This is a genomic window from Colwellia demingiae, from assembly GCF_007954275.1.
GTDB lineage: Bacteria > Pseudomonadota > Gammaproteobacteria > Enterobacterales > Alteromonadaceae > Colwellia > Colwellia demingiae.
Genome location: NZ_VOLT01000008.1, coordinates 137,594 through 160,868, shown reverse-complemented (window position 1 = coordinate 160,868; position 23,275 = coordinate 137,594). Strand labels below are relative to the sequence as shown.

Genomic DNA, 23,275 nt, shown 5'->3' with positions numbered 1-23,275 from the left:
ATCTATAGATATCACATAGGTTACACATGGCTCCAGCTCCACGATTTAGTGCAGAAGAACAAGAAAGATTAATTATATGTGCTGCAATTAAAGCAATACAGGAAAGTAGTTTATTAGACTTTTCCATGTCAGCCATTGCTAAATTAGCGGGCCTGTCCATGGGATCTGTTTATAAATTTGTACAATGTAAAGAAGATGTCCTTATTGCTTTAGCCACGCGCATGTATCAAGAACGACAATCCGTGTTTAAAAAAGTACATGCTTTACCCTTAACAACGCCAGAGCGCATTCTAGCGACAAGTTTGTTAGATTTTTCTAAAGTTCAAATGTATAACTTTGATAATCAGCTCGAAAGCATTGTTAATACTGAAGCAATGATGAAACGATGTTCAGAGCGTTGGTTAACGCAAATGAATGCGTGCGAAGAACGATGCCAAACGATGTTTCAGCAACTTTTGCAAGCTGCCGCTGATTCTGGCGAACTAATATCAGGTAGCCGAGATATTGAAGAAATAAACTTAGGCACTTGGTCGTTATCGGTTGGTTACTTTCAAACGGTGCATTTACATCAATGTTTAAAAAATGATCTTGATGAAAAGACTAATGAAAGTAGTGAAAATAATACCTTCGTGCTAGCCGCAGATAATCCACATATTCGCACGATGAAACGTTTAGTAAACACATACGACTGGCAGCAAAAAATTTCAGATGGAGATATTAAAAAAGTTTGCCTGCACCTAACAAGCGCAGAACTTAGATAAGAAACAAAGGTTTTGCATTGATTTACTACAACTAACAAAATCAAATCGGTGCCGCTGACAAACACAAAATTACTTAGACATAGAATTTAAGTATCTGAATAAAAAGATAAAGGAACAATCATGAACATAATTAAATGGCTTTTAGTAATAATCATATTAGCCGGCACCATTTTTGGCTTACAGAGCTATAAATCATCGCTACAACAAGCCGCGAATGACCAAGCAGCCAATATGCCTGAAATGGCAGCAACAGTAACCGCTGTGAAGGTGGCTAATATTAGCTATCAAAAACAGATTAAAGTCAGTGGTGAAGTGCAGGCATTTAAATATTTAATGCTCAATAACGAACTAGCGGGTGAAATTACCCATTTAAATGCAGCCTCTGGACAGGTTGTTAATAAGGGGCAAGTATTACTTGCACTAGACCATCGTGACGAAGATGCACGCTTAATGGCAGCTAAAGCGACACTGACATTAAATCAACAAACCTTAGACCGTAATATTAAGCTGCATAAAAATCGTGGAATTAGTGAAGAGCAAGTTGATCAAGCTCGCGCTGCAGTACAAATAGCAAAAGCAGATATATCAGTGATCACCACAGCTATCGATAAAAAGACGTTGACCGCGCCATTTACCGCTAAGGTAGGCATTCATACTTTAGAAGTTGGCCAATATTTAGATATAAACAGTCAAGTACTTGAACTTGTTGGTGTTAATGACTTTACTTGGATTGATTTCAAGCTGCCGCAACTTTACCAAGAATTAGCTTTATCTTCGACGGTAAAAATTAGCCCTATCAATCAAGATTCGATATTTGAAGCAAAAATTATAGCTATCGACCCACAGTTATCTCGCCTTTCTCGTCACTTAAAATATCGCGCGCAACTGCCATCAGCAACGTTAGCATTGAAACCCAATACCTTGGTATCGGTGATCGTGCCTATTGCGAATAAAGCAACGCATACTGTTGTGCCTGATTTAGCCATAAAACGTGATGCATTAGGTAACTATGTCTTTGTTTTAGAAGCTGATGAAGCAGGTAGCTATCGCGCTAAACAAGTCCCCGTTGAGTTGGGTGAACGACAAGGTGAACAGGTTATGATCCTTGCTGGTGTAGAAGCAGGACAACTTATTGCAAATAAAGGCGCGTTCAAGTTATTTCCAGGCATGAAAGTATACCTTGCTGATGCAATTGCTACTGATACAACCAAAGACAAGCCTCAAACAGTAGTTTCTGATGCTAGCGCGCAATAATAAGGGATTATGATGCAAGAAAGTAAACCATCTGTAATGGACATATTTGTAAGACGACCAGTCGTTGCGATTGTCTTATCTATCATTATCTGTATTGCTGGTCTTTGGTCAGCAAGTAAAATTCCTGTACTGCAATTTCCCAAAATAGACAGTGCCTCATTAGTGATTGAAACTTATTATATTGGTGCTTCAGCTGACGTAGTAAAAGGCTTCATAACCGAGCCCATTGAACGTGCAGCCGCGACTGTACCTGGCGTTGAATACGTTGATTCAACAAGTACTTCTGGCAGCTCTAAAGTAACCGCTTGGCTCAAGTTAAATGAGAACTCAACACTGGCATTGGCAGAGTTAACAGCAAGATTAGGACAAATTCGTTTTGAATTACCCCAAGGAGCTCAAGACCCTGTTGTGTCAGTCAGTCGTGCCGATAGACCCTTTGCTGTCTTTTACTTAAATGTCCAAGCCAATGGTAATGACTTATCACGTATTACTGACTATTTAACTCGCCAAGTAAACCCTGTTTTAAATGCTATTGAAGGCGTACAACGCGTGGGTATTGAAGGTGCGAGAACACCTGCAATGCGCGTATGGCTCAATGCGCAAGCACTACAGGTATTTAACTTAAGTGCTAGTGATGTATATCAAGCCTTAGCAGCAAATAACACCATAGCCACTATGGGCTATGTGGAAAATAGTCGGCAGAAAATTGATATTGTTGCCAATACACAACTCAGTAGTGTTGAAGAATTTCAACAACTAGTCATTAGTGAGATTGATGGTGCTACTATTTATTTAAAAGATGTCGCGAAGATTGAACTCGCCGCAGAAGATACCAGTGTCACCGCAAGATTAAACGATAAAGATGCTGTTTATATTTCTATTTGGCCTTTACCTGGCGCTAATGAGATTGCCATTGGTGATAGATTATATAAAAAAGTTGATGAACTGAACAAAACGCTACCCCACGGTATTTCAATTGATTATGCCTACGACGGCACTTTATACATGCGCGATGCATTAAGAGAAATTTTTACCACGCTCGCCGAAACGGTTATTTTAGTTGGCTTAGTTGTTGTGCTACTTATGGGTTCATTTAGAAGCGCTATAGTCCCTTTAATTACCATACCTATCTCTATTTTAGGCGCAATTGCCGCCATGGGTATGATGGGATTTTCGTTAAACCTATTAACCGTATTAGCGATAGTGTTATCCGTTGGTTTAGTGGTAGATGATGCCATTGTGGTGGTTGAAAACGTTGCACGCTTAATGCGCCAAGGTTTGTCGAAATTTGATGCGGCGCTCATTAGCTCTCGCCAGCTGCTTGTGCCTATCATTTCAATGACATTAACTCTGGCAGCCGTTTACGCTCCTATTGGCTTTTTATCAGGGCTAACAGGTGTATTGTTCAAAGAGTTTGCTTTTACTCTAGCCATTGCCGTCATCATTTCAGGTATCGTTGCTATTACTTTGTCACCGATCATGAGCGCTTATGTGTCACCCAAAGGTGGCGAGGAAAGTTGGTTAACCACTAAAGTAAACCATATTTTTGAAAGGCTACAACGAAAATATGGACAATTGTTAAACCATATATTTAAGTGGCAGGGACAAGTATTTTTAATAGCGCTAGTCGTCTCACTGCTCACTGTACCTTTCTATCTCTATTCAAAAAAAGAATTGGCACCAATAGAAGATCAAGCCACCGTTATGTTTGTCATTCAATCCCCTCCTGATGCGTCAATGGCTTATAACGTTGCGCAAATGAACCCTGTTATTGAAAGCTTACAAGAAATTGAAGGCGGTAAGCAAATATGGCAAATAATTTTTGGTGGCGGCGGATTTGGCGGTTTAGAGTTAGTTAATGCTGACAATCGTGATTACAGCGCGCAATCTCTAGTACCTAAAATTTATGGTAAATTATCGCAAATCCCGGGACTTAACATGTTTCCTATTTTGCCATCCTCATTACCGAGTTCCGGTCAATTTGAAATAGAAATGATTGTTAAAGCAACTGCCCCGTATAGCGAAATGAAGCAATATGCGGATCAACTTGTTGGTGCCGCATTTGCTAGCGGTAAATTCCTGTTTGCTGATACCGATCTGAAAATAGATTTACCGCAAGTAGAATTGCAATTAAATCGAGAGAAAATTGCCGATTTAGGCATGAACGTCGGCGCAGTAAGCGAACAATTAGGTGTTTTATTATCGAGCAATTTTGTGAATCGCTTTGATGCTAATGGCAAAGCTTATCGAGTGATCCCTATTGTAAATGATGAAGTGCGTAGTAAAACTGAAGCAATTTTATCATTGGATATTAAATTACCTACCGGTGAGTTATTGCCCGTTTCAGCCGTAGCAGATTTAAAATGGAAAACCGTACCTAGACAACTGGGAACTTTTGCTCAGCAAGCGTCTTTTAGAATCTACGGAGGTGTTGCGCCAGGATCGAATAAAGAAGCGGCGTTATCAGCTATTGAAGATGCAGCAAAAGAAATATTACCTCTAGGGTATTCCATTGATTATGCGGGAGAATCAAGACAATTACGTAAAGAGGGTAATACCTTAGTTATGGTATTGGGTATTTCTTTATTGATTGTATTTTTGGTATTAGCGATACAGTTTAATAGCTTTAGAGACCCGTTGGTTGTATTGCTTGGCTGTGTACCATTGGCCTTATCAGGTGCCCTACTCATCCCTTATATTGAATTAACCACTATTAATATTTATTCGCAAATAGGGTTAATTACCTTAATAGGTTTAATTGCTAAAAACGGGATTTTGATTGTTGAATTTGCTAATCATGCACAAGAGCTCGGCGCGAATAAACTCGCTGCAGTAACTGAAGCGGCAACCACACGTCTACGTCCTATTTTAATGACCACAGCAGCCACTATATTGGGGCATTTCCCGTTAGTATTAGTGACAGGTGCTGGTGCAGAAGCGCGAAATAGTATTGGTATTATTTTAGTCGCAGGTATGTTTATTGGTACTATCTTCACCTTGTTTATTTTACCAAGTTTCTATTTACTCTTAGCAGAAAAGAGACAAAAAATTATCGGTGAAGAGATGCAAGTTTCTGACGAAGCTTTGCAGAAAGTAAATCATTAACTATTTTGTAATAACACGTATACCCATCCGCTAAGGACAGACGGGTAGTTATTAACCTAAGGTAAAATTGAATCTATCACTTAATATTAGTTTTCTTGCCAAGTGCGCTGACATCATAAAGATGGGTCATAGTGAGTATATTTCTTAAGATAAGTAAATAGAGTGCACACGTGAGCTTTTTCTTTTACTGTATAAAGCGACATTAAATTTTTCACTGCGCAGCTTTAACATTATGAAGTTACATCACATAGATGGCCATATTCAAACAATTTTACTAGCAGAGTATCCTGATAGGCTACTATTGCTTGATGGTTGCTGTCGCTCAGATATTTCTATGCTCAAGCATTTTATCACCAAGACCTTACAACGTTCTTTCAATGATTTAACCTTAGTCGTCGTAACACACATGCATCCTGATCATGCGGGCGCCGCCGATAAGCTTCGAAAACTAACTGGGTGTAAAGTTGCTGCTGCCAATGTCAGGGGCCAATGGTACTCTGGCATAGACGGTCGGCTCATGCATCTTGCTGACATTCTATTAGCTAAATGGGTAGCAAAACGCATGAAAAAACCGCGTCTTAACTTCTGGTATTCTAGTCAGTTAATCGCCGATTATAAACTTGATGACGGTGAGCAATTACCCGGATTTTCTGAATGGGTTGCTCTAGCGACTCAAGGTCATACAGATAGGGATTTATCCTTACACCACCTGCCCAGTAATAAAGTATATGTTGCTGATTTAATAGTTAAGGTAAAGAATAAATTCATCCCGCCCTTCCCTATATTTTACCCTAATCGTTATCGGGCCTCGCTCCACAAAATCATCGAATTAAAGCCACAAAGTATAATTCTTGCGCATGGCGGTGAAGTAACTCCAACAGAACATGATTACCAACATTTATTATCATTAGCACCTAAAATACCAAAAACACATTGGCGGTCAGTTAAATCGAGGTTGTTCAAACCATTTAAGAAAATTCGTAATTGAAACTGAAAATAAGTGTAAAAACTAATGATTTTGATACTGAAGCAACTGAGTTTTGTTCATTTATGTCATTAACAACTTCGTTTTTTACAATAAACATGAGCTTATTTTATGAACAAATTGGTTAATAATGATCTAAATCAAAGAAAAAGAGTAATTACTCTATAAATGACTTTACTTGTGTAGAGTTGTTACTCTATAATTACCTTGTTCTTAAGCGAACACTTATTGTAATAATTTTTTTGTAGCTTCCCCATAAGCTTTGCCGATGTAATTCATAACTACTTATTAGTTCTGAAAATACCATCGGCTTTTTTTTATCTATAAAAACATCAATTCCCGCTAATAGTATTACTTCCTTTTACATGCTTACATCAATTTCCAGTAAAACTTTCTAGTTCAACGTCTACGTAAAGCGTAAACTATTGTTCAATAATTCATTCACTAGTCGCTAATATACTTAATGGCTAGTAATAGACTCTGAGATTTTATGTCTGACCAACCTGCTGCTAGTGATCTAGCAGAGAATGCTTCAATTGATGCTCCTGAAAAGAAAAAGATCTCCATTCTTCTTGAGCTTATTCAATTTATTCGCCCTTATAAAAGTCAGGTGCTAGCCGCTTTTATTGCCCTTATTTTTACCGCTGGTGTAATGCTATCGGTGGGCCAAGGGGTAAGAATGCTCATTGATGAAGGTTTTGCTCAACAATCAATACAGCAATTACAACACGCGGTGCTATTTATATTGGCTATTACTGTGTTAATTGCTGGGGGAACATTTTTCCGTTTCTATCTGGTTTCTTGGCTAGGTGAGCGAGTCAGTGCTGATATTCGCTTAGCCGTTTTTAATCATGTCATAACTTTGCATCCGAGTTATTTTGAAACCAATGGCAGCGGCGATATTATGTCGCGCATTACTACCGACACTACCTTGCTACAAAGTATTATTGGCTCGTCCTTTTCTATGGCTATCCGCAGCTTATTAATGCTATTAGGTGCGTTAGTGATGTTATTCGCTACCAATATTAAATTAACTTTCATTGTTTTACTGTCAGTGCCTTTTATCTTGGTACCTATATTATTTTATGGTCGTAAAGTCAGAAAATTATCACGCAAAAGCCAAGACTCAATGGCCGATGTTGGTAGTTATGCTGGTGAGGCAATAGAGCACATTAAAACGGTGCAAAGTTATACCCACGAAAAGCATGAAAGACTTTCTTTTGGCAAGGAAGTTGAAAAGTCATTTAATATTGGCCGTCATCGTATAAAACAGCGAGCCACATTAATTGCTGGCGTTATTATTATCGTTTTTGGCGCTATTACTGGCATGTTGTGGGTCGGTGGTAGCGATGTTATTCAAGGTAAAATGAGCGGCGGAGATTTAGGTGCTTTTGTATTTTATGCCATTTTAGTCGCTTCATCTTTAGCCACTATTTCAGAAGTATTAGGGGAATTACAGCGTGCAGCTGGAGCGACAGAAAGGCTGATAGAGATTTTACAGGTTGAAAGTCATATTCTCCCTCCGGTAGAAAATACCATTTCAGCTAAAGATCTCAACGCACAAATTGCTTTTGAAGCGGTCAGTTTTAACTACCCTTCTCGTCCGGACCAAGCAGCAACCAAAATGCTTAACTTAATAGCTGAGCAAGGCAAGGTATTAGCGTTAGTGGGTCCGTCTGGCGCAGGAAAAACTACCTTATTTGAATTACTACAACGTTTTTACGACCCCCAAGTTGGTCGTATTACCTTAGGTGGCACTGATATACGTCAGCTTGATCCGAAAGATCTTCGCCAACAAATGGCCTTAGTACCACAACAACCTGCACTATTTAGTAGTGACGTTTTTCATAATATACGTTACGGCAAACCAGATGCTAGTGATGAAGAAGTGATCTCGGCGGCTAAAAAAGCCCATGCTCATGAATTTATAAGTCAGTTGCCTGAAGGTTATAACAGCTTTTTGGGTGAACGTGGTGTGCGATTATCGGGCGGTCAACGCCAACGTATTGCTATTGCGCGTGCAATATTAAAAGACCCGCATATTTTACTGTTAGATGAAGCGACTAGTGCCCTTGATAGTGAGAGTGAACATCATGTACAACAAGCATTAGAAGAGTTAATGCGTGGTCGCACCACCATTATAATCGCGCACCGATTATCAACCATACAACACGCCGATCAAATTGCTGTACTTGATGGTGGCAGCTTGGTTGAAATGGGTGATCACCAGTCGCTATTACAGAACTGTGAATTATATCAACGATTGGTGGAATTACAGTTTAAAAAGCTGAGTTAGTTTCACTAAGTTTACATTAGCTTAAGTAGATAGTTTTTCTTTATGATTATCAAAACAACAGGCACAAAAAAAGGAGAATAGCGTAATGCTTTCTCCCTTTTTAACAGTATGAGGTAATTACTGCACTTTAATATCACTTTGCGGTGATTTTACCTTGCAACAATATTATTCTTCTTCAGAAAATTCATCAAAATCATCTTCTTCAGGTAAAACATACTCTTCTGCTTCTTGTTCAAGCCACTCACAAATAACTGCGTCAGCTTGTTCTTTTCCGGTATATTTAAGTGATGAAAAAGCCTGCACTTTAATATCAGCATTTAATGATGATAATGCTTTTTTCACCGCTAATACTTCTGAACTACGTTTACCTTGCGATAATTTGTCACACTTAGTTAATAAAGCCAAAACTGGTAAATCACTATCAGCGGCCCACTGTATTAAATCCATGTCTAAGTCTTTTAATGGATGACGGATATCCATTAAAACAACTAAGCCTTTTAAACACTGGCGCTTTTCTAAATATTCACCCAGTGCTTTTTGCCATTTTTTCTTCATTGCTAATGGCACTTGGGCAAAGCCATAACCAGGTAAATCAATAAGACGTCTATTTTCTGCTACTTCAAATACATTGATAAGCTGAGTTCGACCTGGAGTTTTACTAATGCGTGCTAAACCACGTTGATTGGTTAGCGTATTCAAAGCACTTGATTTACCTGCATTAGAGCGCCCTGCAAAAGCAACTTCAATACCAGAATCAGCTGGTAAACGGCGAATATCTGGAGCGCTTATGGTAAAGGCGGCTTTAGTTAAATGTATCTTTGTAGAAGACAAGGGCTTCACTCGTTTAAAATTTTCGCCATTATAGCGTTTTTCTTTCACTTTTATTATTAAAAAAATGCATAAAACTGTGAATTTATGGTTTTTTTTGTTCAATTTTTACTTATCCACTATTACACAGGACTAATATTCGTGTAAAATGCCGACATCCATCATACTTTTTTTATCATTTCTTAATTAGATAGCTAATATTTTGTTCAAATAGCTACGTAATTATTGACAAGCAGAGAGCAACTCAATGAAAAAAATTATCTTTTCGCTATTTGTAGCTTTAAGTTCAGTAAGTGCTGTACAAGCCGCAGATGCAAACGCAGGCAAAGAAAAATCAGGTGCTTGTAGCGCTTGTCACGGTCCTACAGGTGTTAGTGGAAGTCCTATGTTCCCTAATATTGCCGGTCAAAATGACGCTTACATCATAAAGCAATTAAAAGATTTTAAATCAGGCGCTCGTACCGATGCCATGATGGCACCTATGGCAGCTAACTTATCTGATGCAGATATGGCTGATTTAGCGGCTCACTTCTCAAGTTTACCTAGTGCAAATGAGCAAGCGGCAGCATCATCAAGTGCAGATACAAGCACAGGTGCAGCACCAGCAACTGCTCCCGCAGCAGGAAACGTTGAAATCGTTTCTTCTACACCAGCAGCAGCAATTTACGCAGGTAATGTAGCTGCAGGTAAAAACAAATCAGCAGCGTGTGCGGCTTGTCACGGCGCCGACGGTAACAGCTTAGTACCAATGTATCCTAGTCTTGCTGGTCAAAGTGCTAACTATATTGCTAAGCAATTAGCTGATTTCAAATCAGGTAATCGTAACGACCCAATAATGGCTGGTATGGTTGCAGGTCTTACTCAAGAAGACATGAATGACTTAGCTGCATACTTTGCAGTACAAAACACTAAAGCAGGTACTGGTGAGTCAAATGTATCAGGCCATAAATTATACCTAGGCGGCGATGCAGCTAAAGGTATTACAGCATGTATTGCGTGTCATGGCGTATCAGGTAAAGGCATGAAGCAAGCTGGTTTCCCAAGCCTTACTGGTCAAAGTAAAGATTACTTGAAAAAGCAACTTGCTAGCTTCCGCGATGGCAGTCGTGGTAATGACAACAATGGTATTATGCGTAATATCGCGATTAAATTGTCAGATGCTGATATTGAAGCTGTTTCTCAATACATCACGTCATTAAAATAATAATGGCTTGGTTGCTTCATTAACAAGTTTCTAAAAAAGCAGCGTTTATCGCTGCTTTTTTTTCATTATACTTTTGCATAATTAGTAATACCAAGTTGATTAAGTTCTTTCCCACTCAGCGAGAATTAAAAGGCTTAGAGGCAAGACATTGATTGAAGAGAATGGTTATTCAGGAGAATGTGCTCCTGCATTCTCTAATAAGCTGCATCCATGCAGCGTCCTTGTCAAAATCAATAACGCCGCATGTAAGCCTTTTAAACTCGCCCTTTGGGAGCTTGTTTAATGCCCATTAACATCGTTAAATTCATTCGATTTAGAATGACTAGACCTAAATAAATTTGCCTTGTTATTGAACATTTAACATAGCTCTGAGTTGGGAAGAAATTTAATCAAATTGGTATAAATGGATAACTAGCAGCGAAATGAACAACAACACTAACACCTCATTATTAGTCGCTTGTCAGCAATGTGATGCGCTATATGACAGGCCACAATTGAAACAAGGGCAACTTGCCAAATGCAACCGTTGTGGCAGCACCTTGATAGAACGAAAAGTCGATTCTATTGAGCGCAGCTTTAACTGGTCTCTTGCTGGCTTACTGTTAATGTTACCCGCAATTTTACTACCCATTATGGGTGTAACCTTGGCAGGACAATTTCATCAAGCTTCTTTATTTGATTGTATTTTAGTGTTGATTGACCGCGGATTTTTTATGATTGCCTGTTTGGTCTTTCTATTCGCTATTGCTGTACCCATTGTACGTTTAGCCGGTGCGCTTTATATTTCCTATAGTTTTAAATTCAATAAGTTAAAACCATCCTTATTAAACTTCTTCCGCGCTTATCATCATCTTGATAACTGGGCTATGCTCAACGTCTTTATGCTTGGTATTGTCGTATCTATGTATAAGCTAATTGATGACACTGAGCTATCAGTTAATCTTGGCTTACTGGCTTTTATTCTTTGGTTAATTTGCTCTACTATGTCCGCTGTAGCTCTAGATCAAGACTATATTTGGGACAAGCTAGAGCAAGCTTTTTCAAAAGACGAGGCACAAGATGAAAACAGCTAAACAACTTGAGCTAACGTTATGCCCTAAGTGTCACAAGCTTAATAGTTTAAAAGCAGAACCCCAGCAGTGTAGCCGCTGTAATGGTATGTTCTATCAACGTAAGCGTAACAGTTTACAATACACCTTGGCGTGGAACTTTGCTGCTTTGTTAGCCTTTATTCCTGCAAACCTTTACCCAATAATGATCGTCTATCAATTGGGTATTGGTGATGAAGCAACTATTTTGTCAGGCATCGGCGAGTTTATTGACCATGGTTTATACCCTATAGCTGTGATTATCTTTACTGCCAGTATCATAGTGCCTTTATTAAAAATTATCGGCTTATTTGTGCTAGTTTATAAAGTGCATACGGGAATTCGTTTAAAACCAGACAAACATAGTAAGTTTTATCATATGCTTGAGGTATTAGGGCCATGGTCAATGCTTGATGTTTTCGTTGTTGCTTTAATGGTGACTGTGGTTGAACTTGGGTTTGTAACCTCAGTAGCTGCAGGTCCTGCAATCAACTATTTTACCATTACGGTAATTTTCACCATGTTTGCTGCTAACAGTTTTGACCCGCGTTTGTTGTGGGATAAAAAAGCGGATAATAAAATAGCAACACAAGCGCTATTATTATCAGAAAATTCGCCAGGCACTTTACCAGAAGAAAAGGGATAGAAATGACCGATAAAAAAGAGTTTGCTGCCTCTGAGCATAATGAAAATAAAAATATTCGTGCAGAAGTTGTGCCTCGACAGGGCATATCTATCATTTGGTTTGTGCCTTTTATCGCCTTAATTTTTGGTTTATGGCTCACCGTAAAAACAGTATCTGAACAAGGAACTGTTATCACAATAGAATTTGATAACGGCTCAGGCATAGTACCTAATAAAACAGAAATTCGTTATAAAGGCTTAGTGACTGGCTTAGTGAAAAAAGTGGTGCCTTCAGCAGATTTACAGCGAGTTATTGCTGAAGTAGAAATTTCTAAAAACTTTACCGACTACCTCACGGAAAACACTCGTTTTTGGTTAGTCAGTGCTGATATTTCACTGCAAGGAGTCTCCGGGCTAGATACGCTTATTTCGGGAAGTTACATCACGATTATGCCCGATACTAATCAAAAGGCAGACAGCCAAGATCATTTTGTCGCGTTAACCGAAGCGCCGACCTTAGATATGTCGACCCCTGGCTTACACCTTACCTTGCATACTGATGTATTAGGCTCGATCAGTGAAAATTCACCCATTAGTTTCAAGCAAATCCCCATTGGTCATGTTACGGGTTATCACTACAAAGAAAGCAGTAAAAAAATTGGTATTAATATTTACATTAAACCCGAATTCGCTCATTTAGTAAAAGAGAACTCCTTATTTTATAACACCAGTGGTGTACAAGTTACCGCTTCACTCTCCGGTGGCGTGAAGGTTAATACGGAGTCATTGGCCTCTATTATGGCTGGCGGAATATCCGTTGATAATTTAAGTTATCAAGCTGAATTAGCGCCCGCTAAAAACGGTCAAACATTTCCCTTACACGCTGACTTTCAATCGGCTGAAATGGGCCATGAGGTTGAATTAACGTTAGAATGGAACTCAGGCATAGATCACAATGCAGCCATTTTATTCCAAGGCTTAACCATAGGCGTTATTGAGTCCTTCAGTAAAATAGATCCCGTAAGTCGAAAAATTACCGCAATCGCTAAAGTTAACCCTCGCGTGGTGCCTTACTTAACAGATCAATCTCAGTTTTATATTGTTGCACCTCAAATTAGCCTTGCCGGTTTAACAAACGCTAAGACAATATTAACGGGAAATTACCTAAGTATAAGACCATCTTTAGCAGGTAACCCCAGCAATAAATTTAGTGTATTTAGTAGCAAACCTCCCTATAAATACACTGAGCCGGGCTTGCACTTAATGTTAACCAGTAGTGATCGTAGTTCATTACAAGTTGGTAGTAATGTATATTACAAACAACAAGTTGTTGGTAATATACAAGCCATTGAAACGACTGCGCCAGAGCGCCATTTAATTCATATTCATGTCCAACCAAAATTTAGCCATTATGTGAATCACAGCAGTCGTTTTTACAATAATTCTGGCGTTAAAATATCCGCAAGTTTACTGGGTGTCGATATTCAAGCTCAGTCATTACAAAGTATCTTAACGGGTGGCATTGCTTTTACTAGCCAAGATAATAAACAAGAGTCACAAAAAAAATCGGTCAAAAATGGTGATAGTTTCTCACTCTATGCTAATAACAAACTCGCCGAACAAAATATAAATTTCACACTAAATTATACCGCTAGCGAGCAAATAAGTGCTGATACTAGGCTTTTATATCGCGGCGTAGAAATTGGCGCGATTCATCAAACTAAGATTCAAGGTGACAAGCAGCAACTACAGCTAGGGTTATTACCTGAGTATCAACATATATTAAAAGCTGACACGCAGTTCTATATAGTAAAACCAAACTTAAGTATTTCAGGTGCTAGTGATACCGATGCTTTATTCGGTGGCGCCTATATCACCTTTAATCTTGGGCAAGGTAAAGCCAAAAAGCAGTTTACTTTGTTTAGCCAACCGCCCGTAAAACTTGCAAGCTCTCCCGGCTTACAGCTTTCCTTATCCACCGAACATGCCAATGTGGCAACACCGGGTAGTGCTATTAGCTATCGAGGAATATCTATTGGTCAAGTAGATAATGTCAGCCTAAATAAAATTGATGACGAGATTAAAGTCAACATAACAATTGATGAAGAACACCGAGATTTATTACAAAGCACCAGCCGCTTTTATAATGCTGGGGGAATGACTATTTCCGGTGGTTTAAGTGACTTTGTTGTAAAAACTGAATCGATTGATGCCATTTTACGGGGCGGAATAAGCTTTTATAATCCAGAAGTATTGCTGCCAACGTCACTAATAACTAGCACCCAAGTTGAAGAATTGTCGAACTTCACTTTATTTAAACATGAAGAGCATGCCAAAGGTGCTGGACAAACGATTAGCATCCATTTTAATGATATTACTGGCTTAAAAGTAAATACAAAAGTTATTTACCAAGAGCAAAACTTGGGTACTATTGAGCGCTTAATATTTACTAAAGACAAAGTTGGGGTAACCGCTTTAGTGCTATTAAATGATTTAGGCAGTCAATTTGCTCGCCAAGGAACAAAGTTTTGGAAAATTGAACCTCAAATTGGATTAGTAGGATCGAAGAATGTTGCGGCATTACTTGATGGTGCCTTTATTGGTTTGCTACCGTCACATAATGTTGAAGCTAAGCTGAAGGCTGAATTTGAAGCCCTTGAGTTGGCCCCTACCGTTGAGCAACTGAGTTATGGCTTAAATATCAAATTGACTGCGGCTCGTCTTGGATCGGTACGCGTGGGTAATCCTGTATTGTATCGTCAAATTAAGGTCGGTAAAGTAATTGGTACCGATTTATCTGCTACCGCTGACCAAGTAAATATTTTTATCAATATCGCCAAGCGTTATTCGCCGCTTGTTAACAAGAAAAGTCAGTTTTGGAATACCAGTGGTATTAATATAGAAGCAGGTATTTTCTCTGGTATTAATATTGATTCTGAATCGATAGAAACTCTAATTGCGGGAGGTATTGCCTTTGCAACACCTGTAGATGATGAAGAGCAAGATGATGAAACGAAGTCCTTACCGGGAAGCTTTATGTTGCATCAAGACATCGATGAAGACTGGTTAGAATGGCAACCAAAAATAGCAATCAACAATCAAAATACTTCAGTTGAGTAATTACGCTAATTAATTACTTACATTTTAATTAACTCCAATACTTTAATTTGGCGACTTTCTCATTTATGTTATCTTAATCTGCTTTTAAGTGACCGAACAATAAATAAATGAGTAATCGCCTTGCCGCATTATTAGCTAGCTGGTTTCCCGAAAAAGACTCATGCCAATGGGTTCTTGCCAGTATCATTGAAACACAAAGATCTTCGTATCGTAAATCTGGCGCTATGATGCTTATTAGTAGCTTAGGTAAGAGCTATGGCTTATTGAGCGGTGGTTGTCTTGAAGCTGATTTAATGCGCCAAGCGCAAAAGTGTTGGCATCAAAATAGTAATATTACTGTCTGTTACGATATGCAAGATGACAGTGATATAGCCTGGCAGCTAGGCATAGGTTGCGGTGGTTTAGTAAAAGTATTACTACAGCCCATCAATCACGATAATAATTACCTCGATTTACTCACCTTAAAAAGTCAACTTGATAATCGTAATGCTTGTTTTTACCATATTGATACCATCAATACACAAAGCGCCTCTGTAAGTGATAATCAGGTTCTATCAAAACCGGTTAGCTCACTCGCCCCCTTAATTACCATTAAACCAGCCCCCGCTTTAGTTATATTTGGTGGTGGCGTTGACGCACAACCTCTCGTTAAAATAGCACAGACTCTAGGCTGGTTTATTTGTTTAATTGATTGCAGAACTGCCTATGCAAGATCGGCCTATTTTAAAGAAGCCGATATAGTCATCAATCAAGATTACGCTAACTTAGAGCAAAATTTACTTTTACCCAAAGCCGATGCTATCGTAATAATGCATCATAATGTATCTCTTGATGCGCATGCTCTACAGTTAGTTAAAAGCCAAGATAATTTAGCTGCCGCGAGTTATATTGGATTATTAGGACCTCAACATCGAACGGAGAAAGTATTGGAAAAAGCACAACTAAATTCAACGGATTTACCTAATAAGCTAGCTAATCCCATTGGTTTCGATCTTGGCGGAGATCTACCTGAATCTATTGCTCTGGCTATATTATCGCAAGCACATGCCACCCTAGAACAAGCTTCCGGCAACTCTTTGGGTTACTTCCAAAGCCAGATAACAAACAATATTAAACAGGTAATTAACCATGCAGGTTAATATTATTCTACTAGCGGCAGGCAAAGGTCAGCGCTTTCAATCGTCATCCCCCAATCAAATAGGTTGTTCGACCATTAAACAGCTTGCTCAGATTAATGACAAACCGCTGATTATTCATAGTATTGATAAACTAAAACCTTTACTTAAAAACGCAAACGTTCATAATTTTTTTGTTACGCTTGGCGCCAATAAAAACGCAATTCAGTCAGTATTACCTCAAGATATTTCGGTCATTGCAAGCCAGTATTGGTCAGAGGGTATGGGACATACCTTAGCGGAATCTGTCCATTCAATTAAAGCACAGAGTAGTCATGTGTTAATTGCCCTAGCCGATCAAGCATTAATCACCACTGAACATTACCAAGAGTTACTCAGTACTAGCAAAGAGCAGCCTAACAAAATTATTGCCACCTTGTGTGAGGGACAATTGATGGCACCTGCTATTTTTCCAGAAAAGTACTTTCCACTGCTAGTAAAAATCCAAGGCGATAAAGGTGCGGGTAAATTATTACTGCAACATGCAAAAAAAGCAGATGCTGTAACCTGTGAAGATGCAAAAACCGATATTGATACCTTCTCTGATTTAGAGCGAGTCAGAGAACATTTAGAATATGCTTTACAAGATAACCTACAAAGCTCTCTATAAATTTTAATATAAAATAATAACTTAATAGATGAAACAACTTCACACTGTCAAAACCTGGAGCCAGTATGATCAAAATAACCTTAAACAATAAGCCCGTTGAACTAGATGTTGATCCGCAAATGCCACTTCTTTATGCCCTGCGTGATGAGCTAAAACTCACTGGCACTAAATTTGGCTGCGGCGCAGGACAATGTGGCGCTTGTACTGTTCATCTCAATGGCACCGCCATACGTTCATGTATAACGCCGGTATCTGCTATTGCTGAACAAGCCATTACCACCATTGAAGGCTTAGCTGATAGCAAGGGAAGATTAGGTGAAAGCTCTGTGCAAGTTGCTTGGCGAGAATTTAAAGTACCACAATGTGGCTATTGCCAAAGTGGTCAAATGATGAGTGCAGCAGCGTTATTAAAAGTAACTCCTCAACCAACTGATGAGCAGATAATTGAACACATGCAAGGTAACATTTGTCGATGCGGTACCTATAAACGTATTAAAGCAGCGATAAAGTCAGCCGCAGCTCATTCATCGGGCAGTGATTTATCTGCAAGTCATTCACCTGTAAGTAAAAACGGTGTAGAAATTTTTGATGCCAGCAAACAGGGAGCATAACCATGAATTCTATTGAAAATGTAAGTCGTCGTGGCTTCTTAAAAGTTGCGGGGATCACAAGCGGTACCTTTGTCTTAGGCATGAACTTACCTATTGCTTCAGCACAAGGAAAATCGTCTACTGCTGACCTCAGTCATGAATTAAACTTCTTTGTCAGTATTGCCAGCGATTCTATGGTGACGTTAGTGTGTCATCGCAGTGAAATGGGTCAAGGGATCCGCACCAGTGTACCGCAAATTATTGCTGAAGAGTTAGAAGCCGACTGGCAAAAGGTAACTGTTGTTCAAGCTAAAGCTGATGCAAAATATGGCTCTCAGGGCACCGCAGGCTCAGCTTCTATTCGTAATCATTTCACCAGCATCCGTCAGATAGGTGCTGTAGCCCGTGATATGCTAGAGCAAGCTGCCGCTAATATTTGGCAAGTACAACGCAACACTGTAAAAGCAGAAAAACATTTTGTTGTTCATACCGCTACTGGTGAAAAAATTAGTTTTGGCGAACTTGCCAGTCATGCCGCTAAACTTACCCCGCCTGATAGCAAAAAAGTAACGTTAAAAAACAGTGCCGATTTCTCTCTCATTGGTAAAGATGTCAAGCTGGTCGATTTAGATAATATTGTTGCGGGTAAAGCGCAATACGCACAAGACATTCAACTACCTGACATGCTTATTGCAAGTATTGTAAGACCGCCAGTAGTCGGCGGTAGCCTTGTATCCTTTGATGCCAGTGACGCATTAAAAATAAAAGGTGTTGTTGACGTTATTGCTTTAAAACCCCGTAGCATTCCTGTTACCACCAATCCATTATCAGGTGTGGCCGTGCTTGCCAATAATACTTGGGCAGCAATTGAAGGACGTAAGAAGCTTAAAATCAAATGGCAACATGGTGATAAGGCATCTCATAATAGCGCAGAGTTTATCAAGCAACTTGCAAAACAAGTAAACCAGCAAGGTGAAACTGTTGCCAAAAAAGGGGACGTTTATAACCATCAATATAATGATAAAAATACCGTAGAAGCAACCTACACTGTGCCATATATACATCACGCGCCAATGGAAACACCTGCTGCGACCGCAATAGTGAAAGGCAAAAAGTGTACGATTTGGGCAGGAACACAAAACCCACAATGGGCTAAGAGAAACGTGGCGCAAGAGTTAGGCTTAGCTAAGGATGAACACGATAATATTGAACTAAATGTCACACTCATGGGTGGCGCTTTTGGTCGAAAATCAAAAGCCGATTTTATTATTGAAGCGGTTGAATTAGCCAGAGCCAGTAAGCGTCCGGTAAAAGTCATCTGGAGTCGTGAAGATGACATACAGCATGGATTTTACCACTCTATTTCAGCCAATTACTGCAAAGCTGAGTTAAACGATAAGGGTAGTGCTGACTACTGGGTAAGCCGCAACGCTTACCCGCCGATTGGCTGGCTTTGGAACCCTGATGCTAAAATGCCAAGTGATGATCAACTCGCCCTTGGATTTGGTGATATACCCTTCGCTTTGAATAATTTAAGTATAGAAAAACATGCAGTCGACTCTTTTGTCAGACCTGGTTGGGTCCGTTCAGTTGCCTGTATCAATAACGGCTTTGCTCTTGGTTCTTTTGTTGATGAATTAGCGGTAAAAGCAAAATTACCTACCCGACAAATGTGGCTCAATTTATTAGGTGATGATCGTCATGTTGACCCGAATAAAAATGGTTTTAAGTACTCTAATTATAATTTAGCGCTAACTGACCATCCTGTTGATACCAAGCGCATGAAAGATCTCATCAACTTAATCAGTGATAAAGCTAACGTTGAACAAAAATTGCCTGAAAACCAAGGTTGGGGCATAAGCTTCTTACGCAGTTTTGGCTCTTTTGTTGCCGCCGCCACTAAGGTTGAAGTGGTTAACAATAAAGTTAACGTACTTGAAATGCATACTGCGGTAGATTGCGGCATTGTTGTTACTCCAGATAGAGTTAAAGCACAAATGGAAGGCGCTATGGTGTTCGGCCTTTCGATTGCCTTAATGGGCGAAATATCAGTGCAAGATGGCAAAGTTCAACAGAGTAACTTTCATGATTATCCTGTAACGCGTATTAATCAGGTACCTGAAATGTATGTGCACATTGTTGAGTCTGATGCACCTCCAGGAGGTATTGGCGAGCCCGGTGTGCCACCCGTCGCACCTAGCATTACCAATGCTATTTACCATGCTAGTAAAACCAGAATACGTGATTTACCGGTAAATAAAGTATTTACAGTTTAAGGCTTTCCTTATTCACAGTACGTAGAACACTAGTTGAAACACGTAAAGACAAGATATTGATGAAAGGATTTGTAGGAGTTTATACCCGCTCCACTTGAAGATGCTCGTTTCAGGAAACTTGAGGGAATCATAAACAAGGCACATTTTTTGTTAATGGTTATTCCCTTAAAAACAAATGTAACGACGAATATGGTTTACTCAGGTTTCCCCGAAGGGCTGGTTTATAAACGCTTTATGCGACGTTATTGATTTCGACAATAGAATAACTATTTTCTTCAATCAATGCCTTGCCTAAAGGCGTTTATAATTCCAGCTGAATCTGCATATTCAAGTGGAACGGGTATAGGCTTAGGCTAAATGCTCCTGCACTTTCTAATAAACTGCATATACCCTTCAAAAAACTCAGTAGATAAACTTAATAAAATAGATGTACGATTATTTTTAGTTATTCTCCTAAAAGACAATCAACTAAAAACCTCACAACACTCATCATAAAATACAATACTTACAACAACTTAACTGTAAATAAAACAAAATAAAAGCGTCTAAACTACATAAAAACTATGCGATTTATCCACAGAGTGAATAAAATTTCAACTTATAGCACACACAATGGTTGACAAAAGCAGCGTTTTGAATGAACATATAGCCATCTAAACGTCCAAAGAAAGTAAGAAGAAATATTTTGAGCACACAATCAGAGCTTCAAGCCAGATACAATGATATTAATCGAGGCGTCTACTTTATTGGTACCACACCACCTAAAAGTGATACTCCACTTGATAAAGTGACCGAAATTGCTGAAAAACTGCTTGATCGCGTCAGTGATATCGATTTTGATGGCCTGATTGTTTATGACATTCAAAATGAAGATTCGCGAACTAGCAAACCTCGACCTTTCCCGTTTAAATCAACTCATGATACTAGGCTTTATTCTTCTTTATTGAATAAAAAATCAAGTCGTCCTGTCATTACTTATAAGAGCGTTATTCAATCTAACAGCGATGACTTTAATGAGTGGGCAAACGAAGCGTGGCAAAAGTATGGCGTAAAAGATGTAGTCTTGGTTGGAAGTCCATCAAAGGATAATAAAATTTCTTTATCTTTGGCTGATGCGTATAAAACCTTAGTAGATAACCCGCATGACTTCTTTATTGGTGGTGTAACTATTGCTGAGCGCCATGCCAGTAATAAAAATGAACATGAGCGCTTAATTTCAAAACACCAACAAGGTTGTAGTTTCTTTATTTCTCAAGCGATATACAATCCACAAGCGACCATAGACTTGCTAACCCGTTATGCTATTGAATGCCAAAAACAGGGTGTAAAACCGCAACGTTTGATCTTGACATTCTCTCCATGTGGCAGCGAAAAAACCTTAGAATTTATAGAGTGGTTAGGCGTTAATGTTCCCGAAGCGACCAGTTTACGTATTCTTAATGCGCAGAGCCCTTTATATGAATCAATTCGTTTTTGTGTCAATAGCTTGCAACAAATTTTAGATGCGGTACTTCCCTATGATTTACCTTTAGGTTTAAATATTGAGAGCTTAACTAACCGTAAAGAAGAAATAGACGGATCTATTTTGTTATACAAGTTATTACGTTCAAAAATGGATAACTTTTTAGCAAAAAAAGAATTATCGGCTTTAAATAAATAGTAATAGTTGCCGAAAGAACTCAACATTATGTTGAGTTCTTTGTACAATTTTTTGTTCGCTATCTCACCCTGTCTCCTATGAAAAAGTAAAAGCGCAGTGTTTGTTCTCAAATACGCGCTTTTTATATGACCATTTTATTGATCTCCCGCCAGATTTCTCCCTCTATACCTGATAAACTATCACAACGCCACGATATGTCGTGCATTTGATTTTACCAAGAGAAAACAAGGTATGCCCGCAAATATAAAAGAATTTTTAGCTGACTCACAACTACTTCTCAATGCCGTCGGCGAAGGTGTCTATGGCTTTGATAAAGAAGGGAATGCTGTATTTGTGAATCCAGCATCTGAGCAAATGACAGGTTGGAAATCAGCAGAGTTACTCGGAAAAAACATCCACAAATATCATCACCATACCCACGCTAATGGTGAGATCTATCCGAGTGAAGAGTGCAATATTTATAATACCATGCGTGACGGTTTAGAGCGTAAAATTACAGATGAAGTATTTTGGCGCAAAGATGGTACTAGTTTCCCAGTAGAATACACCTCAACCCCCGTTTTTAAAGACGGTGAACTCATCGGTGCGGTCGCTGTTTTTCGTGATGTCAGTCAACAAAGACTAGCTGATAGTAATCTACGTTCTGCATTAAAAAAAGTACAAGACCTCACTGAAAAGCTGCAAGCAGAAAATAGCTACTTACAAGAGGAGATAAATGAAAACTGGCATGGTTCAGGATTAGAAGGTAACAGCCCAAAGTTTCTTGCCATGTTACAGCAAATAAAACTGGTCGCTCAAACAGATAGCACCGTACTTATCTTAGGTGAAAATGGTACAGGTAAAGAGCTTGTAGCACGTAATTTACATCAATTGAGTCAACGCCATAATACCCCCTTAGTAAAAGTAAACTGTGCTGCATTCTCGTCAAACTTATTAGAGTCTGAGCTTTTTGGACACGAAAAAGGGGCATTTACAGGCGCAAGTGAAAAAAGGCGAGGCCGTTTTGAACTCGCCGACAAAGGCACCTTATTTTTAGATGAAATTGGTGAACTCTCCCCCGATGCGCAAAGTAAATTATTACGTGTTTTACAGGAGCGTGAGTTTGAGCGTGTTGGTAGTAGTAAAACTATTAAAGTTGATATACGTATTATTGCCGCTACCAACCAAGATTTACTCGCCATGGTTGAGCAAGGTAAGTTTAGAATGGACTTATATTACCGCTTAAATGTATTCCCTATCGTTATGCCCGCGTTAAGAGAGCGAATAGAAGATATTCCCTTGCTTTGTCACAGTATTTTAGCGCAACTTAATACTAAACTTAATAAAGATATCAAAAGCATAAGTAAACATAGTCTAAACAAACTGGCGAGTTATCATTGGCCTGGGAATATTAGAGAGTTGCAAAACATTCTTGAGCGTGAGGTTATTCTATCCACTTCGACCACTTTGCATATTCAACAAAAATTTGATAAATCTCAATCGGTTGTTCGTACCTTTAACAAACCTTTGGCTGACATTGAAAAAGCTTACATTATTGAAGTATTAAATGACTGTCATTGGCGGATCGGCGGTAAAAATGGCGCAGCAAAAATACTAGGTTTACCCGATAGTACCTTACGTTCAAGGATGATAAAGCTTAAAATCAAGCGCGGTTAAACTTATACCCAAACTACATGAATCGCTCAGGCGCCCTGAAACA

At 39.0% G+C, this 23,275-nt stretch carries 16 protein-coding genes and 1 pseudogene; 16 read left to right on the top strand and 1 reads right to left on the bottom strand.

What is annotated here, in order from left to right:
* Positions 1 to 26: 26 nt before the first annotated feature.
* The 5 genes from ESZ36_RS15965 (at position 27) to ESZ36_RS15945 (ending at position 8,401) form a co-directional block, all read left to right on the top strand.
* The gene (locus tag ESZ36_RS15965; protein ID WP_146789706.1) at positions 27 to 761 is read left to right on the top strand and encodes a TetR/AcrR family transcriptional regulator; all 735 of its coding nucleotides are present in this window, start codon (positions 27 to 29) and stop codon (positions 759 to 761) included.
* A gap of 120 nt (positions 762 to 881) precedes the next feature.
* Complete coding sequence (locus ESZ36_RS15960) at positions 882 to 2,015, top strand: efflux RND transporter periplasmic adaptor subunit (RefSeq protein WP_146789704.1); 1,134 nt, start codon at positions 882 to 884, stop codon at positions 2,013 to 2,015.
* A gap of 12 nt (positions 2,016 to 2,027) precedes the next feature.
* Positions 2,028 to 5,120: an efflux RND transporter permease subunit gene (locus ESZ36_RS15955; protein ID WP_146789790.1), complete on the top strand. Its 3,093-nt coding sequence runs from the start codon at positions 2,028 to 2,030 to the stop codon at positions 5,118 to 5,120.
* A 232-nt stretch (positions 5,121 to 5,352) separates the two neighbouring features.
* Entirely contained in the window at positions 5,353 to 6,108 is a 756-nt protein-coding gene (locus ESZ36_RS15950; RefSeq protein ID WP_146789702.1) for an MBL fold metallo-hydrolase, read from the top strand.
* 487 nt (positions 6,109 to 6,595) lie between these two features.
* A complete protein-coding gene (locus ESZ36_RS15945; protein WP_146789700.1) occupies positions 6,596 to 8,401 on the top strand; it encodes an ABC transporter ATP-binding protein/permease in 1,806 nt (601 codons plus the stop codon).
* Between the two features lie 165 nt (positions 8,402 to 8,566).
* Here the strand turns inward: ESZ36_RS15945 and yihA are convergent, their stop codons facing one another.
* Positions 8,567 to 9,232, bottom strand: a complete 666-nt coding sequence (gene yihA / locus ESZ36_RS15940) for a ribosome biogenesis GTP-binding protein YihA/YsxC (protein WP_146789698.1) — start codon at positions 9,230 to 9,232, stop codon at positions 8,567 to 8,569.
* Between the two features lie 244 nt (positions 9,233 to 9,476).
* Here yihA and ESZ36_RS23210 point away from each other — a divergent pair.
* From ESZ36_RS23210 to ESZ36_RS15890, 11 genes and pseudogenes are all read left to right on the top strand, one after another.
* A pseudogene (locus ESZ36_RS23210) lies at positions 9,477 to 9,758 on the top strand (c-type cytochrome); the annotation flags it as partial.
* Between the two features lie 105 nt (positions 9,759 to 9,863).
* Positions 9,864 to 10,433 carry a c-type cytochrome gene (locus ESZ36_RS23205; RefSeq protein WP_425457407.1) on the top strand — a complete coding sequence of 190 codons (570 nt, stop codon included), beginning with the start codon at positions 9,864 to 9,866 and terminating at the stop codon, positions 10,431 to 10,433.
* 422 nt (positions 10,434 to 10,855) lie between these two features.
* Entirely contained in the window at positions 10,856 to 11,506 is a 651-nt protein-coding gene (locus ESZ36_RS15930; RefSeq protein WP_146789694.1) for a paraquat-inducible protein A, read from the top strand.
* A complete protein-coding gene (locus ESZ36_RS15925) occupies positions 11,493 to 12,167 on the top strand; it encodes a paraquat-inducible protein A (RefSeq protein ID WP_146789693.1) in 675 nt (224 codons plus the stop codon). Before ESZ36_RS15930 ends, ESZ36_RS15925 begins: the two co-directional genes overlap by 14 nt.
* Before the next feature lie 2 nt (positions 12,168 to 12,169).
* A complete protein-coding gene (locus tag ESZ36_RS15920) occupies positions 12,170 to 15,265 on the top strand; it encodes a PqiB family protein (protein ID WP_146789691.1) in 3,096 nt (1,031 codons plus the stop codon).
* A 107-nt stretch (positions 15,266 to 15,372) separates the two neighbouring features.
* Positions 15,373 to 16,404, top strand: a complete 1,032-nt coding sequence (locus tag ESZ36_RS15915; RefSeq protein ID WP_146789689.1) for an XdhC family protein — start codon at positions 15,373 to 15,375, stop codon at positions 16,402 to 16,404.
* A complete protein-coding gene (locus ESZ36_RS15910; protein WP_146789687.1) occupies positions 16,394 to 17,050 on the top strand; it encodes a nucleotidyltransferase family protein in 657 nt (218 codons plus the stop codon). Before ESZ36_RS15915 ends, ESZ36_RS15910 begins: the two co-directional genes overlap by 11 nt.
* A gap of 65 nt (positions 17,051 to 17,115) precedes the next feature.
* Positions 17,116 to 17,661: a (2Fe-2S)-binding protein gene (locus tag ESZ36_RS15905; protein WP_146789685.1), complete on the top strand. Its 546-nt coding sequence runs from the start codon at positions 17,116 to 17,118 to the stop codon at positions 17,659 to 17,661.
* A 2-nt stretch (positions 17,662 to 17,663) separates the two neighbouring features.
* On the top strand, positions 17,664 to 19,916 hold the full coding sequence (locus tag ESZ36_RS15900; RefSeq protein WP_146789683.1) for a xanthine dehydrogenase family protein molybdopterin-binding subunit: 2,253 nt from the start codon (positions 17,664 to 17,666) through the stop codon (positions 19,914 to 19,916).
* A 685-nt stretch (positions 19,917 to 20,601) separates the two neighbouring features.
* Positions 20,602 to 21,576: a methylenetetrahydrofolate reductase gene (locus ESZ36_RS15895; RefSeq protein WP_146789681.1), complete on the top strand. Its 975-nt coding sequence runs from the start codon at positions 20,602 to 20,604 to the stop codon at positions 21,574 to 21,576.
* Positions 21,577 to 21,807: 231 nt separating this feature from the next.
* Positions 21,808 to 23,232, top strand: coding sequence for a sigma-54 interaction domain-containing protein (locus tag ESZ36_RS15890; protein WP_146789679.1), 1,425 nt, complete (start codon positions 21,808 to 21,810; stop codon positions 23,230 to 23,232).
* The last annotated feature ends 43 nt before the right edge of the window (positions 23,233 to 23,275 follow it).